At 74.8% G+C, this 15,325-nt stretch carries 17 protein-coding genes and 1 pseudogene; 9 read left to right on the top strand and 9 right to left on the bottom strand.

Annotated elements, in window-relative coordinates:
- Positions 1-127: 127 nt before the first annotated feature.
- The gene (locus AC3D3D_RS06105) at positions 128-580 is read right to left on the bottom strand and encodes a DUF4307 domain-containing protein (protein ID WP_463662647.1); all 453 of its coding nucleotides are present in this window, start codon (positions 578-580) and stop codon (positions 128-130) included.
- Between the two features lie 159 nt (positions 581-739).
- Here AC3D3D_RS06105 and mca point away from each other — a divergent pair, with 159 nt between their 5' ends.
- Both mca and AC3D3D_RS06095 read left to right on the top strand, forming a co-directional pair.
- The gene (mca, locus tag AC3D3D_RS06100) at positions 740-1,711 is read left to right on the top strand and encodes a mycothiol conjugate amidase Mca (protein WP_463662648.1); all 972 of its coding nucleotides are present in this window, start codon (positions 740-742) and stop codon (positions 1,709-1,711) included.
- Entirely contained in the window at positions 1,708-2,004 is a 297-nt protein-coding gene (locus AC3D3D_RS06095) for a hypothetical protein (RefSeq protein WP_463662649.1), read from the top strand. The genes mca and AC3D3D_RS06095 overlap by 4 nt, the downstream gene beginning before the upstream one ends.
- 96 nt (positions 2,005-2,100) lie before the next feature.
- Here AC3D3D_RS06095 and AC3D3D_RS06090 read toward each other — a convergent pair whose 3' ends face one another.
- The 3 genes and pseudogenes from AC3D3D_RS06090 to trhA form a co-directional block, all read right to left on the bottom strand.
- On the bottom strand, positions 2,101-2,331 hold the full coding sequence (locus tag AC3D3D_RS06090; protein WP_463662650.1) for a hypothetical protein: 231 nt from the start codon (positions 2,329-2,331) through the stop codon (positions 2,101-2,103).
- 455 nt (positions 2,332-2,786) lie between these two features.
- Positions 2,787-3,629, bottom strand: a pseudogene (locus AC3D3D_RS06085) (PPK2 family polyphosphate kinase); the annotation flags it as partial.
- 65 nt (positions 3,630-3,694) lie between these two features.
- A complete protein-coding gene (gene trhA, locus AC3D3D_RS06080) occupies positions 3,695-4,414 on the bottom strand; it encodes a PAQR family membrane homeostasis protein TrhA (protein ID WP_463662651.1) in 720 nt (239 codons plus the stop codon).
- Positions 4,415-4,541: 127 nt separating this feature from the next.
- Here trhA and AC3D3D_RS06075 point away from each other — a divergent pair, with 127 nt between their 5' ends.
- Both AC3D3D_RS06075 and phoH2 read left to right on the top strand, forming a co-directional pair.
- Complete coding sequence (locus AC3D3D_RS06075) at positions 4,542-5,297, top strand: isoprenyl transferase (RefSeq protein WP_463662652.1); 756 nt, start codon at positions 4,542-4,544, stop codon at positions 5,295-5,297.
- Between the two features lie 458 nt (positions 5,298-5,755).
- Complete coding sequence (gene phoH2, locus AC3D3D_RS06070; protein WP_463662675.1) at positions 5,756-7,060, top strand: RNA 5'-3' helicase PhoH2; 1,305 nt, start codon at positions 5,756-5,758, stop codon at positions 7,058-7,060.
- A 37-nt stretch (positions 7,061-7,097) separates the two neighbouring features.
- On the opposite strand, the gene AC3D3D_RS06065 is transcribed toward phoH2, so the two are convergent.
- The 4 genes from AC3D3D_RS06065 to AC3D3D_RS06050 are packed head-to-tail and all read right to left on the bottom strand — an operon-like array spanning position 7,098 to position 9,855.
- On the bottom strand, positions 7,098-7,823 hold the full coding sequence (locus AC3D3D_RS06065; protein WP_463662653.1) for a carbonic anhydrase: 726 nt from the start codon (positions 7,821-7,823) through the stop codon (positions 7,098-7,100).
- On the bottom strand, positions 7,820-8,179 hold the full coding sequence (locus tag AC3D3D_RS06060) for an exodeoxyribonuclease VII small subunit (RefSeq protein WP_463662654.1): 360 nt from the start codon (positions 8,177-8,179) through the stop codon (positions 7,820-7,822). Before AC3D3D_RS06060 ends, AC3D3D_RS06065 begins: the two co-directional genes overlap by 4 nt.
- Before the next feature lie 12 nt (positions 8,180-8,191).
- Entirely contained in the window at positions 8,192-9,442 is a 1,251-nt protein-coding gene (xseA, locus tag AC3D3D_RS06055) for an exodeoxyribonuclease VII large subunit (protein WP_463662655.1), read from the bottom strand.
- The gene (locus AC3D3D_RS06050) at positions 9,439-9,855 is read right to left on the bottom strand and encodes a DUF3151 domain-containing protein (RefSeq protein WP_463662656.1); all 417 of its coding nucleotides are present in this window, start codon (positions 9,853-9,855) and stop codon (positions 9,439-9,441) included. The genes xseA and AC3D3D_RS06050 overlap by 4 nt, the downstream gene beginning before the upstream one ends.
- A 119-nt stretch (positions 9,856-9,974) precedes the next feature.
- On the opposite strand from AC3D3D_RS06050, the gene AC3D3D_RS06045 reads away from it, so the two are divergent.
- From AC3D3D_RS06045 to AC3D3D_RS06025, 5 genes are all read left to right on the top strand, one after another.
- A complete protein-coding gene (locus AC3D3D_RS06045) occupies positions 9,975-11,111 on the top strand; it encodes a hypothetical protein (RefSeq protein WP_463662657.1) in 1,137 nt (378 codons plus the stop codon).
- Between the two features lie 103 nt (positions 11,112-11,214).
- A complete protein-coding gene (locus AC3D3D_RS06040) occupies positions 11,215-12,288 on the top strand; it encodes a 4-hydroxy-3-methylbut-2-enyl diphosphate reductase (protein WP_463662676.1) in 1,074 nt (357 codons plus the stop codon).
- Between the two features lie 93 nt (positions 12,289-12,381).
- Positions 12,382-12,612 (top strand): hypothetical protein, encoded by a 231-nt coding sequence (locus AC3D3D_RS06035; RefSeq protein ID WP_463662658.1) that lies wholly within the window; start codon positions 12,382-12,384, stop codon positions 12,610-12,612.
- Between the two features lie 216 nt (positions 12,613-12,828).
- Positions 12,829-13,473 carry a hypothetical protein gene (locus AC3D3D_RS06030; protein ID WP_463662659.1) on the top strand — a complete coding sequence of 215 codons (645 nt, stop codon included), beginning with the start codon at positions 12,829-12,831 and terminating at the stop codon, positions 13,471-13,473.
- A gap of 29 nt (positions 13,474-13,502) precedes the next feature.
- The gene (locus tag AC3D3D_RS06025; protein WP_463662660.1) at positions 13,503-13,997 is read left to right on the top strand and encodes a hypothetical protein; all 495 of its coding nucleotides are present in this window, start codon (positions 13,503-13,505) and stop codon (positions 13,995-13,997) included.
- A 39-nt stretch (positions 13,998-14,036) separates the two neighbouring features.
- On the opposite strand, the gene AC3D3D_RS06020 is transcribed toward AC3D3D_RS06025, so the two are convergent.
- Positions 14,037-15,275 carry a DNA recombination protein RmuC gene (locus AC3D3D_RS06020; protein WP_463662661.1) on the bottom strand — a complete coding sequence of 413 codons (1,239 nt, stop codon included), beginning with the start codon at positions 15,273-15,275 and terminating at the stop codon, positions 14,037-14,039.
- Between the last annotated feature and the right edge of the window lie 50 nt (positions 15,276-15,325).

The raw sequence follows: 15,325 nt of genomic DNA, 5'->3' as shown, positions 1-15,325 counted from the left end.
GGCGACGGACGGAAACCGCCCGGCCCCAGGTGGGTCCGGGCGGTGAGAGAAAAGGCGAGTCTAGCACCGGGGAGCGCCGCAGGCCCGTCTTTCCGGCGTCCGCGTCGGCTGAGTGCCGGCGCGGGGCTCAGGCGGCCCGGCAGGACTCGGCATGCCCGGAGGCGGCCCGCTCGGAGGTGGTGACGGTCTCCAGGCCGGCGGTGCGCCGCTCGTCCACGGGGCCCAGCCGGACCTCTCGCGCACCCACCTCGGTGAAGTCAGTGTTGACCGCCCGCAGCGTGCACACCACCTCGGTCCCCGGGTCCGCCACGACGACGAACCGCACCTCGACCTGCGCGGGCGAGACGACCGTGTAGCCCACGTGCTCGACGGAGACGTCGGGACCGCGCCCCTGGTACAGGGCGATGCCGGTCGCCCCGGCCACGAGCACGACCGCACCGAGCAGGGGGGCGAGCCACTGCGCACGCCGCCCGGCGCCGGCGCGTCCCCTGCCGTACCGGCGGGCGATCAGGTCGGCGTGGGGCGCGTCGTCGGGGTCCCCCGCGCCCGCGCGCGGTCCTGCGGTCGGGCCGTCCACCATGCCGTCGCTCTCCTTCTCGGTCCGGACCGGGGGCGCGGCTCGCGCGCGCGGGCCCCGGTGGGAGACCATTGTCCCCGACGACCGTGGGTCGCACGGGCCGCGCCCGGCGGCCCGAGAGCGATGAGGAGCACCACCGTGACTTCCAGTCCCCTGCGACTGATGGCTGTCCATGCCCACCCCGACGACGAGGCGTCCAAGGGTGCCGCGACGATGGCGCGGTACGCCGCCGAGGGCCACCGCGTGCAGGTCGTCACCGCCACCGGCGGCGAGCGCGGCTCGGTGCTCAACCCCAGGCTGCAGGGCGTGGAGTCGGTCGAGACCAACCTCGCCAAGCTGCGCCGCGAGGAGATGGCGGCCTCGGCCGCCGCCCTGGGTGTCGAGCACGTCTGGCTCGGCTTCGTCGACTCCGGCCTGCCCGAGGGCGACCCGCTGCCGCCGCTGCCCGAGGGCTGCTTCGCGCTCGAGCCGGACGAGGTCGTCGTCGGTGCCCTCGTGGCGCAGATCCGCGAGTTCCGCCCGCACGTGATGACCTGCTACGACGAGAACGGCGGCTACCCCCACCCCGACCACGTGCGCGTCCACGAGATCGCCATGCTCGCCTTCGACGCCGCCGCCGACCCGGAGCAGTTCCCCGAGGCGGGCCCGGCGTGGGCGGTGCAGAAGATGTACTACGACGTCTCCTTCTCGGGCGGCCGGATCACCGCCGTCCACGAGGAGCTCCTGGCCCGCGGGGTGGAGTCGCCCTTCGGCGAGTGGATCGAGCGGCGCCGGGAGCGCGAGGAGCAGATGGGCCGCGAGGCGCGGCCGGCGACCGCGCGCGTGCACGTGGCCGAGCACTTCGGCGCGCGGGACGCGGCGCTGCGCGCCCACGCCACCCAGATCGACCCCGACGGCTTCTTCTTCTCGGTCCCGCGCGACGTCGAGGCCGAGGTCTGGCCCGTCGAGGAGTTCGAGCTGGTGCTCGCGCGCGTGCCGGTCTCCCGGGGGGTGGAGGAGGACCTCTTCGCCTCGGTGGTGCCCGAGGGGCTGCCCGCGGGCGCGCCGGTGGTGACCGTGGGGGCCGACCTGGCCTCCGCCGCGGACTCCGACGCGGTGGGCACCGGGCACGGCCACGACCGGACCGCCCGATGACGCAGCCGCTGCTCGCGGGCGCGCTGCGCGCCGGTGCGGAGACCCCCACCGGCGAGCTGCAGCCGTGGGACGTCTCCCCGGGGATCGCGGGCTTCTGGGCCTTCTTCGCCCTCGCGGCCGCCGTCGTCGTGCTCGGCTTCTTCGTCGTGCGACAGATGCGGCGGGTCGACCAGGGCGCGCGCCTGCGCGCCGCCGAGGAGGCGGCCGCCCGCGCGGCGTCGCCGTCGGACGAGGACGGTGACGCGTCCGAGGGACGGGCGGACGCTCCCGAGGGGCCGGTCGAGGGGCGCTGAGCGGACCGGGCCCCGGCCCGTCAGGTCGACGGTCGGGGCGCGGTCCGGGCGGCCTCAGGGGTGACGGCTACCGGCCACCGAGGTGGCCGGAGCGGGTCACGGCCAGACCGGACGCCAGCCGATCTTGCCGGGCTTGCCCTTGCCGTTGTCGGGCGACGCCGTGGTGCCGTCGGCGGTGGGCCGGGGCAGGTCGGCCGGGTCCGGGTCGAGCTCGACGAGGGCGATCGGGCTCTGGTCGGCGGCGGACCTGGCGGCGCCGTCGAGCTCGACGGCGATGATGTCGGCCGCCTGGACGTCGGTGTCGGCGGGGATGTCGGTGATGAGCACGGGAGTCCTCCTGGGGGGCCGGCGCGCCCCTGCGGCGCGCCTGCGCTCATGCTCTCGTGCCGGGGCGGGGAAAGGTAGGGCAATCACTGGATAATGGGCACGTCTTGAAGCAGATCACACGATCGGGACCGCCGATCGCGTGATCTCCTTCACCGGGCGCGTGATGCCGGGAGTGATCAGTCCTTGCCGGACTTCTTCGAGCCCTTCTTGCCGCCCTTCTTGCCCGACTTCTTCTTGTCGCCCTTCTTGCCCTTGTCCTTCTTCTTGTCCTTCTTCCTGGACGCCTTCTTCTCGTCCTTGCCGTCGTCGTCCGTCGTGGCCGCCCGGTCCTCGGGCTCCGTGGTGTCGACGGCCGCGACGGCGGCGGCGAAGGCCTGCTCCTCGGCCACCGACTCGGCGACGACCTCGAGCCGCTCCTCCGTGGGCGGCACGGTGTCGGGGTCCATGGTCCGCAGCAGGGCGTTGCGCTGGGTCTCCACCCGCCACCTCGGTCGCGGCCAGGTGGGGGCCATGTCGATGAGCGCCTGCGTGAGGAGCTCGGTGACGGCCAGGCGGGCGTACCACTTCCGGTCCGCGGGGATGACGTGCCAGGGGGCGACGTCGGTGCTGGTGCGCTCGAAGACGTCGGCGTAGGCCTCCTGGTAGTCGTCCCACTTCTTCCGGGTGGTGACGTCGGAGGGGTTGTACTTCCAGTGCTTGTCGGGCCGGTCGAGCCGCTCGAGCAGGCGCAGGCCCTGCTCCTGCTTGGAGATCATGAGGGCGACCTTGATGATCGTGGTGCCGCGGGAGGCGACCGTGCGCTCGAAGCGGTTGATCTCCGCGTAGCGCTTGCGCCAGACCTCCTCCTCGACCAGGCCGTCCACGCGCGCGACGAGGACGTCCTCGTAGTGGGAGCGGTCGAAGACCCCGATCCGGCCGGCGGGCGGGAGCGCCCGGCGGATCCGCCACAGGTAGTTGTGGCGCTTCTCCTCCTCGGTGGGCACCCCGAAGGAGCGCAGCGCCACGCCCTGCGGGTCGACCATGCCCATGACGTGGCGCACGATCCCGCCCTTGCCCGCGGTGTCCATCCCCTGCAGGACGAGCAGCAGCGAGCGCTCCCCGCCGGAGCGTCCCTCGGCGAACAGGCGTTCCTGGAGCTCGGAGAGCAGCACACCGCGCTCGGCGGTCAGCGCCTTGCCGTCGGCCTTGTCGCCGTCGAAGCCGGGGGTGGCGTCCCGGTCCATGGTGGCCAGGTCGAAGTCGGGCCCCGGCCGCAGCAGGGCGGCGGGCGGGGTGGTCCAGGACGGGTCGTCGGCCACGGTGAGCTCCTTGTCGCGATCGGAAGACTCCCGACCCTAGTGGGCCGGGGCCCGTCCGCGGGGAGTCAGGAGCCCAGGGTCGCCAGCGCGACCGCGCCGGCGTGGCAGGCCCAGCCCAGGACGGTGCCGACGTGGAAGATCTCGTGGAAGCCGAACGTGCCGGGCACGGGGTTGGGCCGCTTGAGCGCGTAGGCGAGCGCGCCGAGGGTGTAGGCGAGCCCGCCGGCGATGACGAGCCAGACCACCGCCGGGCCGCCGCTGCGCCAGAAGTCGGGCAGGAACCAGACCGCCACCCAGCCGAGGGCCACGTAGACGGGGGTGTAGACCCAGCGGGGCGCCGAGAGCCAGAACAGCCGCCCCAGCGTGCCGAGCAGGGCGCCGCCCCAGACCACCGAGAGCAGGATGGTGGCCGTCCGGGTCGGCAGCAGCAGCACCGCCAGCGGCGTGTAGGTGCCGGCGATGAGCAGGAAGATGTTCGTGTGGTCCATCCGCCGCAGGAGGGTCTCCAGGCGGCTGTCCCAGGTCCCGCGGTGGTAGACGGCCGAGGTCCCGAACAGCAGGACGGCGCACAGGGCGAAGACCGCGCAGGCGATGCGTTCTTCGAGCGTGGGGGCGGCGACCACCAGGGCCAGGCCCACGACGAGGGCGACCGGGGTCGTGACGAGATGGATCCAGCCGCGCAGGCGCGGCTTGGGGGCGCGGGGAAGGGGGGCGTCCGTGCGGGTGTCGAGGGCGTCGTCGGTCGGCGGACGGGCGGGGAGGGGGGTGTCCGTGCCGGTGCTCATGGACCACAACCTACACCTGTGTAGGTTGTGGCGGGAGTCCTGGTCGGCCCGAGGTGACCGGGGGGGGCGCCGTCGGTCGCTACGCTGCGACGTACGCCGCGACCGCGGCGACGGTTGGAGGTGAAGGGTGCGTTCCAGCGACGTGCTGTACTCGCTGTACGAGCGCCGCCTGCTCGGTGAGATCGACCGTTCGCGGATGCCCAGGCACGTCGGCGTCATGCTGGACGGCAACCGCCGCTGGGCGCGGTCGGTGGGGGCGCAGACCGCGGACGGGCACCGGCGGGGGGCGGACAAGGTCCACGAGCTCCTCGCCTGGTGCGAGGAGGTCGGCGTCGACGTCGTCACGCTGTGGATGCTCTCCACGGACAACCTGCGCCGCGACCCCGCCGAGGTCGCCGACCTGCTGGAGATCATCGTCGGCTCGGTGGCGTCCATCGCCGCGACGGCGCGGTGGAACGTGCGCCTGGTCGGTTCCCTGGGGCTGCTGCCCGAGGACATCGCCGAGCGGCTGCGCGCCGCCGCGTCCCCGACCGGGGACGGGCTGGTGGTCAACATCGCCGTCGGCTACGGGGGGCGCGAGGAGATCGCCGACGCCGTGCGCGCGCACCTGCGGGCGAAGGCCGCCGAGGGGGCCGACCTGGAGTCGGTGGCCACCGACCTCACGGTCGCGGACATCGAGCGGCACCTGTACACCTCGGGGCAGCCTGACCCCGACCTGCTCATCCGCACCTCCGGCGAGCAGCGCCTCGGCGGGTTCCTGCTGTGGCAGTCGGTGCACTCCGAGCTGTACTTCTGCGAGACCTACTGGCCGGACTTCCGGCGGGTGGACCTGCTGCGCGCGCTGCGCGACTTCTCCCACCGCGAGCGCCGCCTCGGCCGCTGACGACCACGGACCGTTCTCCCGGCGGGAACCGCCGCACTCCGAGCGGCGACGAACGGCTCTCCCGACGACGGTGGAGCGTGTCGCGCGTGTCACATGTGTGTCGGCTCCGTGAACACTTGTCGAACCCGGGCGACGCGCCTGCGTGGCGCGCGCCCCCGGGGTCGGGCGCGGCGTACGTTCGGTGGTGACGGACGGCATGCCCGCCGTCCTCCGGGAGGTCGCCCATGGCGCACACGTTGCGCACGACGGGGGCCGGCCGGTCCTCGTGGGCCGGCCGCTCGCCCCGAGTCCGCGGCCGGCGCCTGGCGCCGGGCCGAGGAGCCTGACCCGCGCACCTGCGCCGGAGGGAGCACGACGTGAGCACCACCTCTGCCGAGCACACCACGTCCGAGCACGCCGTCAGCACCGGGAGCGAGGTCGCCGTCGAGCTCGGCGTCTCCGAGCCCCAGGGCACCGCGCTGCGGACCTACGTCCTCGACACCTCCGTCCTGCTGTCCGACCCGCGCGCGGTGCTGAGGTTCGCCGAGCACGACGTCGTGCTGCCGGTCGTCGTGGTCACCGAGCTCGAGGCCAAGCGCCACCACAGCGAGCTCGGCTACTTCGCCCGCGCCGCGCTGCGCCTGCTCGACGGCCTGCGCGTGCGCCACGGCCACCTCGACCGGCCCGTCCCCGTGGGCGAGGACGGCGGCACGCTGCGCGTGGAGCTCAACCACTCCAACGACCAGGTGCTGCCCTCGGGCCTGCGCCTGGGCGACAACGACACCCGCATCCTCGCCGTCGCGGCCAACCTCTCCGCCGAGGGCCACGCGGTCACCGTCGTCTCCAAGGACCTGCCGATGCGGGTCAAGGCCTCCGCGGTCGGGCTCGACGCCGAGGAGTACCGGGCCGGGCAGGTCGTCGACAGCGGCTACACCGGGATGACCACCGCCGAGGTCACCGAGTCGGAGATGGCCGAGCTGTGGTCCGACGAGCAGCTCGTCGTCGAGGACCTGGCCACCCCCGGTGAGCTGGCCGACCAGCCGGTCAACACCGGCGTCGTCCTGCACTCGCCGCGCGGGTCCGCCCTGGCGCGCACCTCCGCCGGAGGGCGGCTGAACCTGGTGCGCGGGGACCGGGAGATCTTCGGGATGCGCGGGCGCTCCGCCGAGCAGCGCATCGCCATCGACCACCTGGTCAACCCCGACGTCGGGATCGTCTCCCTCGGCGGCCGGGCCGGCACGGGCAAGTCCGCGCTGGCGCTGTGCGCCGGCCTCGAGGCGGTCCTCGAGCGGCGCGAGCACAAGCGCATCCTCGTCTTCCGGCCGCTGTACGCGGTCGGCGGCCAGGAGCTGGGCTACCTGCCGGGCACCGAGGCCGAGAAGATGAACCCCTGGGCCGACGCCGTGTTCGACACCCTCTGCGCCGTCGTCGACTCGGCGGTGGTCGAGGAGGTCATGGGCCGCAACCTGCTCGAGGTGCTGCCGCTGACCCACATCCGGGGCCGCTCGCTGCACGACGCCTTCGTCATCGTCGACGAGGCCCAGTCCCTCGAGCGCCACGTGCTGCTCACGGTGCTCTCGCGCATCGGGCAGAACTCGCGGGTGGTCCTCACCCACGACATCGCCCAGCGCGACAACCTGCGGGTCGGCCGCCACGACGGCATCGCCGCGGTGGTCGAGGCGCTCAAGGGGCGCGACCTGTTCGCCCACGTCACCCTCGCCCGCTCGGAGCGCTCGGCGGTGGCCGCCCTGGTCACCGACCTGCTCGAGAACTACGAGGTCTGAGCGGCCCCGTCCCCGCCGACCCCCGGCGCCGGGGCCCTCAGGCCGGCGCCGGGGCGGTGGGGGCGAGCGGGGCCTCCCCGACGTCGCCGACCGCGTCGACGAGCATCGCGGTGCCCTCGGCGAGGGTGTACTCCACGCCGACCACCGCCGTCTCGCCCGCCGCGATCGCGTCACGCACCATGGCCGAGTAGTCGACGAGCATCTCCACGGTCGAGCGCACGTGCTGGCGGCGCAGGGCGTGCGCCGGGGGCAGGGCGAGCCGGAAGTCGTCGCCCTCGCCGGTGCCCGCCGCGGGGTCCTGGGCCTGCTCGCCGGGGAGCACGGCCCGGGTCACGAGCGAGGGGATGACGCGGTCGACGACGGCGCGCACGAAACCGGTGGGCATGCGGCCGGTCTCCAGCGCCTTGACGGCCGCGCCGACGGCGCCGCAGGAGTCGTGGCCGAGGACGACGACCAGCGGGATGCCGAGGATGCCCACGCCGTACTCGATCGAGCCGATGACGGTGGTGTCGAGGACCTGCCCGGCGGTGCGGACGACGAACAGGTCGCCCAGGCCCTGGTCGAAGACCAGCTCGGCGGCGACGCGCGAGTCGGAGCAGCCCAGCACGACGGCGAAGGGCTTCTGGTCGGTGGACACCTCGGTGCGGCGGGCGGCCGACTGGTCGGGGTGGTCCATCGTGTCGGAGGCGAAGCGCAGGTTGCCCTGACGCAGGCGCGCCCAGGCCTCGGCCGGCGTCGGCGAGGGCGCGGGGACGGCGCTCACGGACGGCCCTCCTCGCCCGGCTCCTCGTCCTGCGAGGTGGCGCGGGCCTCGTCGAGGGCGCGGCGCGCGCCGTCGAGCCAGGACTGGCAGCGGTCGGCGAGGGCCTCCCCGCGGCGCCACAGGTCGAGGGCCTCCTCGAGGGGCAGCTCGCCGGACTCGAGGCGGCGCACCACCGCGACGAGCTCGTCGCGGGCCTGCTCGTAGCTGAGCTCGGCCACGCCCTCGGTGGGGTCGGCGGTCCCGGTCGCGGGCCCCTCGCCCTCGGGGGCGGCGTCCCCGTCCTCGGGTGCGGCGCCCTGCGTACGCAGCTCGCGGCGCGGGTCGATGGAGTCGGGGTGCTGCATGCGGACGTTCACCGGGTCAGTCAACTACACCTCGCGGGTGGCGACGACCTCCACCCCCAGGCGTCCCGCGTGCAGGATCGCCTCGAGCCGGTCGCCGGGGCTCACCTCGGCCTGGTCGCGGACGACGACGCCGTCGCGGCGGCGCAGCACCGCGTACCCACGGGCGAGGGTGGCCGCCGGGGACAGCGCGACGAGGCTGCCGTGCCCGCGGGCGAGGTCGGCGGCCGCCGCCGCGAGCCGGCCGTCCAGGGCCGCGCGGGCGCGCCCGCGCAGGGCGTCGACCTCCGCGGTGGGGCCCTCGAGCATGCTCTGGGGGCGGGCCAGCACCGGGCGGGCCCGCAGCGCCTCGAGGTCGGCGGCGGCGCGCTCGACCCGGGCCCGTACCGCCTGGCCCACCCGTGCGCGCGCGTCGGCCACGCCCGCGCTCTCCCGGGCGAAGTCGGGCACGACGCGCCGGGCGGCGTCGGTGGGGGTCGAGGCGCGCACGTCGGCGACGAGGTCGAGCAGGGGGGAGTCGCCCTCGTGCCCGATGGCCGAGACGACGGGTGTGGTGCAGGCGGCCACCGCCCGCACGAGCGCCTCGTTGGAGAAGGGGAAGAGGTCCTCGACCGAGCCGCCGCCGCGGGCGACGACGATGACGTCGACCTCCTCATGGGCGTCGAGCTCGGCCAGGGCCGCGCTCACCTCGGGGACGGTGTCCACGCCCTGCACGGCCACCTCGCGGACCTCGAAGCGCACCGCCGGCCAGCGGGCGCGGGCGTTGGTCAGGACGTCGTCCTTGGCCTTGGCGTTCCGCCCGCACACCAGCCCGACGACGCGCGGGAGGAAGGGCAGGGGCCGCTTGCGGGCGTCGTCGAACAGCCGCTCGGCGGCGAGGACCTTGCGCAGCGCCTCGATCCGGGCCAGGAGCCCGCCGACGCCCACGGCACGCAGCTCGTCGGCCCACAGGCTGAGGCTGCCGTTCTTCGTCCAGAAGGAGGGCTTGGCGTGGACGACGACGTGGGCGCCCGCGGCGACGTCCTCGGCCAGGAGGCGGGCCGGGATGGACAGGCGCAGGGACATCTCCGCGTCGGTGTCGCGCAGCGTGAGGAAGGTGGTGCGTGCCCCGGGACGACGGTTGACCTCGACGAGCTGGCCCTCGACCCACAGCGCGGACATCCGCGCCACGTAGTCGGCGATCTTCTGCGAGAGCAGGCGCACGGGCCACGGCTGCTCCGCCGTCGTGGCGGCGGCCGTGGCCGGCAGCGGGCGGTCCGGGCCCGGGGCCGCGCTCACGAGCCGGACAGGTGCGCCTCGGCGCGGGGGTCGAAGTCGTCGACCAGGGCGGTGAGCCGCTCGACCTCGGCGTCCTCCCCGATGGCGCGGGCGGCCTCGCGCAGCGCGAGGACCGCCAGGACGACGCCCTGGTTGGGCACGTGGGTGGCGGGGACCGGCCCCTGACCGCGCCAGCCGCCCTTGCGCAGGGCGTCGAGCCCACGGTGGTAGCCGGTGCGGGCGAAGGCGTAGGAGGCCACCGGGTCCTGCTCCAGTGCGGTACGGGCCAGCGTCGCCCAGGCCAGGGAGGAGGCGGGGTGCGTGGCGGCGACCTCGCGCGGGTCGGTGCCGGCCTCGAGCGCGCGGCGCGCGTCGTCGTCGGGCCCGTCGGCGGGCAGGTGGACGGGGTCGGGGGCCAGGAGGTTGTCAGCCATGCGCCCATCGTCGCACCGGGGCAGGACATGGACTGCCCTCACCACGACCCGACCGGCGCCCGGGCCGGTCGCCGGATAGCCTCGAGCGGGCTCGGGCAAGGACGGAGAGGAGACCCGCTGTGAACCGCACGCCGGACGCGCACGACGACGTCGAACCCACGGTGGCGGTCCCGGGGACGACGCCGGCGCGGTGGCGCTCGACGGGTTCGGTGGCGGCCGTGCCCTCGCCGGGCGCGGGCCGCTCACCGGGGGACGTCTCCGCCGCGACGCCGCAGGACCCGTACGTACGTGACTCGACGGCCGAGTTGCCCGCGCTGCAGGAGCCCCTCGGCGGTCCACCCGCGGCCGGGCCGGGCCACGGTGGCTGGGGCGCGCCCGCGGGCGCGGCCGCGTACGGCGGCGCGCAGGGCTACCGGGGCGGTGCCGGCTGGGCCGGCGGTCCCGGTGGCCCTGGTGGGTACCAGCGGCCCGGCCCGGGCGGCGCGCCGATGGGAGGGCCGGGGTACGGGCAGCAGCCCGGCGTCGGCGCCTGGCCCGGCCAGGGACCCGGCGGCCCCGGCCGACCCGGTGGTCCGGTCGGCCCCGGGGCGGGTGCGCACGCGGCCGACCGCCGGGCCGGGGGCCTGCCGCCGGCGAGCCCCGCGGGGGTCGTGGTGGCGGTGCTGTGGCGGGCGGCCGTGGCGGCGCTGGCCATCTGGTCGGTGTACGAGCAGCTGGTCCCCGCCCACGACGCCGGCGGGTGGGAGGCCGTGGGGCGACAGCTGATGTTCTTCACCACCGTCAACTCGGTGCTGGTGGCCCTGGCGATGACCGGCTCGGTGCTGCGGGTGGTCGGACCGGGCCCGGCGCGTCGACGGCTCGAGGGGCCGGTGGGCTGGTTCCGGGGGATGGTAACGACCTACTCGGTGATGACGGCGATCATCTTCCTCACCCTGCTCGATGGCTCGCTCGACGAGCGCCTCTCGCTGGTGGTGCACCAGGTCCTGCCGGTGGCGATGGTCCTCGACTGGCTGGTCGTGGGCCGCAACCAGGACCGGCTCGGCGGGTTCTGGCCCGTGGTGTGGCTGCTGCCGATGGTCGGCTACCTGGCCCTGTACATGTGGGACGCGAGCCGGACCGGCTACCCGATGTACGGCTTCCTCGACCCCGACGCCGGCGACTTCTGGCAGACGGTCGGGATGCTCGTGGCGGCCTGGCTGGTGTGCGGCTACCTCGTGTGGACGGCGGGTCGCGTGCGGGGTCTGGCCCTGCGCTGACCGACGCCGCCCGGGCCCCGGTGTGAGGGCCGCCTCGACCCGGCGCCCCCTTGCGTCGGCGGCCTATCCTGGGGGTGTGACCTCCACCGACACGATCCAGTCCCTGGCCGGCGCGTCGGCGTTCCCGCAGCAGGTGGAGTCCTTCGACTCGCCCGACGGGAAGCGCATCCTCCTGGCCACCCCGCGCGGCTACTGCGCCGGCGTCGACCGCGCTGTCGACGCCGTGGAGAAGGCCCTCGAGCTCTACGGGGCGCCGGTGTACGTGCGCAAGGAGATCGTGCACAACAAGTTCGTCGTCGACACCCTGTCCCGGCGCGGGGCGATCTTCGTCGACGAGACCGACGAGGTGCCCGAGGGCGCGCGCGTGGTCTTCTCCGCACACGGCGTCTCCCCGGCGGTGCACGCCCAGGCGGCCGCCCGCAACCTCGCCACGATCGACGCGACCTGCCCCCTGGTCACCAAGGTGCACAAGGAGGCCGTGCGCTTCGCCCGCGACGACTTCGACATCCTCCTCATCGGCCACGACGGCCACGAGGAGGTCGAGGGCACGCAGGGCGAGGCGCCCGAGCACATCCAGGTCGTCAACGGCCCCCACGAGGTCGACCAGGTCACCGTCCGCGACCCCGAGCGGGTCATCTGGCTCTCCCAGACCACGCTGAGCGTCGACGAGACGATGGAGACGGTGAACAAGCTGCGCGAGCGGTTCCCGGCGCTCCAGGACCCGCCCAGCGACGACATCTGCTACGCCACCCAGAACCGTCAGGTCGCGGTGAAGAAGCTCGCGCCCGAGGCCGACGTCGTCATCGTCGTCGGCTCGGCGAACTCCTCGAACTCCGTGCGCCTCGTCGAGGTCGCCCTCGACGCCGGTGCCGGGTCCTCCTACCGGGTCGACACCGCCGACGAGATCGACCCGGCCTGGTTCGACGGCGCCACGTCGGTGGGGGTGACCTCCGGCGCCTCGGTGCCGGAGATCCTCGTGCGCAACGTGGTCCTGCGCCTACAGGAGCTGGGGTTCCTCGCCGTCGAGGAGGTGCGCACCGCCACCGAGGACGTGCTGTTCTCCCTGCCGAAGAACCTCCGCGCCGACCTCAAGGCCTCCGGCGTGCAGGTCGACGCCCCGCGTCGGGCCCGCAGCGCCGGCCGTGAAAAGGACACGGCGGAACAATCGGGCGCATAACTGCGTCAGCAAGGTAGACTGGCCACTACCGCGGGCGCGAGCCGTCGGAGCCACACCGAGGTGGCCGGCCGGGCCGTCGGTGGAGGTGAGGACATGAACGACACGTCGAGAACCCGTGGTCGGTGGTCCGGTCAGAGCTGGGGCGGACCCCAGGCGGACCACTCCTTCGCCCCCCGGGGCAAGGCGTTCGCCAACCGCGGCCAGGGCGCGCACAACTCGCCCGTGCGGCCGTACAACGAGCAGCCGCAGCGACGCGGGGGAGAGGGCGTCATCGCCGCGATCTCCCGGATGCTGACCGGTCAGCGCTCCCGCACCCGCACCTGACGAGAGGCGCGCACCGGCCCGACGCCCGCAGCGTCGGGCCGGACCGGCCTGCCGGTGGGACCCGGCGCGCGGTCCCGGCGTGGTGCGAGGTACCCGTTCCGTGGTCGGGCGGCGAACTCTCGCGCCGATACGCTTCCCTGGACGCGAACCGCGAGACCCGCGGGCGGACGAGGTGCAGGACCCGTCCCGCGACCCAGACGGACAGGAGGTCCAGCGATGAGCGACCAGTACGGCGGACAGGGATGGGACCAGCCCGGGTACGGGCAGCAGTCGGCCCAGGGTTACGGACAGCAGGGCTACGGGCAGCCGGGTTACGGCCAGGCGCCCGCCCAGGGGTACGGGCAGCAGGGCTTCGGCCAGCAGCCGGCCCAGGGCTACGGCCAGCCGGGGTACGGGCAGGCCGCGTCGCCCTACGGCGGTTACGGTGCGCAGCCCTCCGGCCGGCGGGTGTCGGCCCCCGTCGCGGGCTGGGTCATCGTCATCGGCGGGATCATCGCCGCGGTCGCCTGCGCGCTTCCGTGGGTGGAGGTCTCGTACCAGGGGATCGAGCAGTCGTTCAACGGCCTTGACGACGGCCGGGACGGCGTCATCATCCTGCCGGCGGCGATCCTCGCCGCGGTGGCCGGCGTGGTCATCGGCCTGAGCAAGGGACGCGCCTGGCTCGCCGTCGTCGCGCTGGTGCTCTCGCTCATCGCCGCCGGCATCGGCGCCTACGACCTGATCGATGCCATGGACGAGATCGAGTCCACGGGGATCGAGGACATCGCCAGCATCGGGATCGGCCTCTACCTGGTCGTGGTCGGCGGCGCCGTGGCGCTCGTGGGTTCGATCTGGGCGCTCGTGCAGAAGAAGACCGTCTGAGGCCGGTCGGCCAGGGGGCAGGACGACGGATGAGCGACCCGTCCGGCGGCCGGCCTCAGGAGGGGTCCCGGGCTTGGGCGGCCCCGTCTCCGTCGGCCGGTCTGGTCGTCGTCATCGGCGGGCTCGGCGTCATGGTCGGGCTCGTCCTGCCGTGGATCGTCATGAGCGTGCCCGGGTCCTGGAACGGATCGGAGAACGTGTCCGAGAACGCGTTCGCTAACTCGAGCATAGCGTTCGCCACCGCCTTCGGAGCTGTCGGCGGTCTCCTCACCGGGGGCGTGATCGTCCGCGGTGGCGCGTGGCAGCCGGTGCGGCTCGTCGCAGCAGTCGCGTCCCTCGTCACCTTCCTGGCCGTCGTGCTGCACGTCGTCGCTGCCTGGGACAGCATCGTGTCGATCCGTGACCTCGCAATCGGGATCGAGATCGGCCTCGGGTTCGGGGCGTACGTCGCGCTCGGGAGCGCGGTGGTGATGCTGGTGGGCGCCGCGTGGAGCCTGTGGAGTCGCGGGAAGGGGGGAGTGTGACGGGCCGCACGCCGGGAGGGCGCTGCTCCGCCGCGCCGCTCAACCGGCGCGGCGGGCCCCATCGACGTCCTCTTCCTCGCCGGCCGCGGCGGCGAGCTCGGGGGCGGTGAAGGACCGGACCTGCGCGTCGTCGGCGTCGATCGGTGACACGGCCAGGTCCGCGACCCCCAGCGACTCCAGGGTCCGCGTGGTGACGAGCAGCCGGCTCTCCATGGAACCCACCGCGCTGTTGTAGTGCCCCACGGCCGAGCGCAGCGAGGAGCCGACCCGGCCCAGGTGTCCCGCGACGACGGCGAGGCGGTCGGCGAGGGTACGGCCCAGCTCGAGCAGCTCCCCGGCGTCGTCGGCGGCCTTCTCGCTGCTCCACACCGCGGCCACCGCGCGCAGCAGCGCGAGCAACGAGGACGGCGAGGTGGGCGCGACCCCGCGAGCCAGCGCATGCTCGAGCAGACCGGGGTCGGCCTCGAGGGCGGCGCCGAGCAGCGGCTCGGAGGGCAGGAAGAGCACCACCAGCTCCGGGCTGCCGGGCAGCTCGGAGTGGTAGCCGCGGGAGGCCAGGGCATCGACGTGCCCGCGCAGGGCCTTGGCGTGGGCGACGAGCAGCCGGCCGCGTCGCTCGCCCTCCTCCCCGGCGGCGTGCTCGGGGATCGCAGTGGCCTCGAGGTAGGCGTCCATCGGGACCTTGGCGTCCACCGCCAGCGTCCGGCCGCCCGGCAGGTGCACGACCAGGTCCGGTCGGCGCGCCGAGGAGGTCCCCGCCAGGGTGCCTGCCGTGCGCTGGGTGTCGAAGTCGACGTGGGCGAGCATCCCGGCCGCCTCCACGACCCGGCGCAGCGTCACCTCACCCCACTTTCCGCGCGGGCCCGTGGCCCGCAGGACGCGGCCCAGCTCGCCGGTGGCCGCGACGAGCTCGGCGTCGGCCCGCCTGGCGGCGGCGAGCTGCTCGTCCAGCGCGGCAGCCTGGGCGGCCCGGTCGCGTTCGAGGACCTGGACCTGGCGTCCGACGTCGGCCAGGCCCGAGCGCAGCGGGGCGAGCGCCTGCAGGACGTCGGCGTCCGCCGCGGCCCGCGACCTCAGCTCGGTGACCTGGGCGGCCAGCTCCTCGGCCCGGGCTTGCGCGGCGCCCAGGGCGGCCGCGTCCTCGGCGGCGCGGGCCGCCCGGTCGGCTGCCCGGGCCGACTCCCGACCCGAGGTGCGCGCCGCGTGCCCCAGGGCGCCCGCGACGGCACCCACGACCAGGGCGAGCAGGACGAGCGAGAGGACCACCGGCGTCGACATGGCCCCACCCTGACAGTGACCACCGACGTCGGCGGTGCCAGGCTGGACCC

The sequence above is a fragment of the Georgenia sp. X1117 genome (assembly GCF_057784635.1).
The sequence above is the reverse complement of the archived record's forward strand: the minus strand, read 5'-3'. Positions and strand labels throughout refer to the sequence as shown.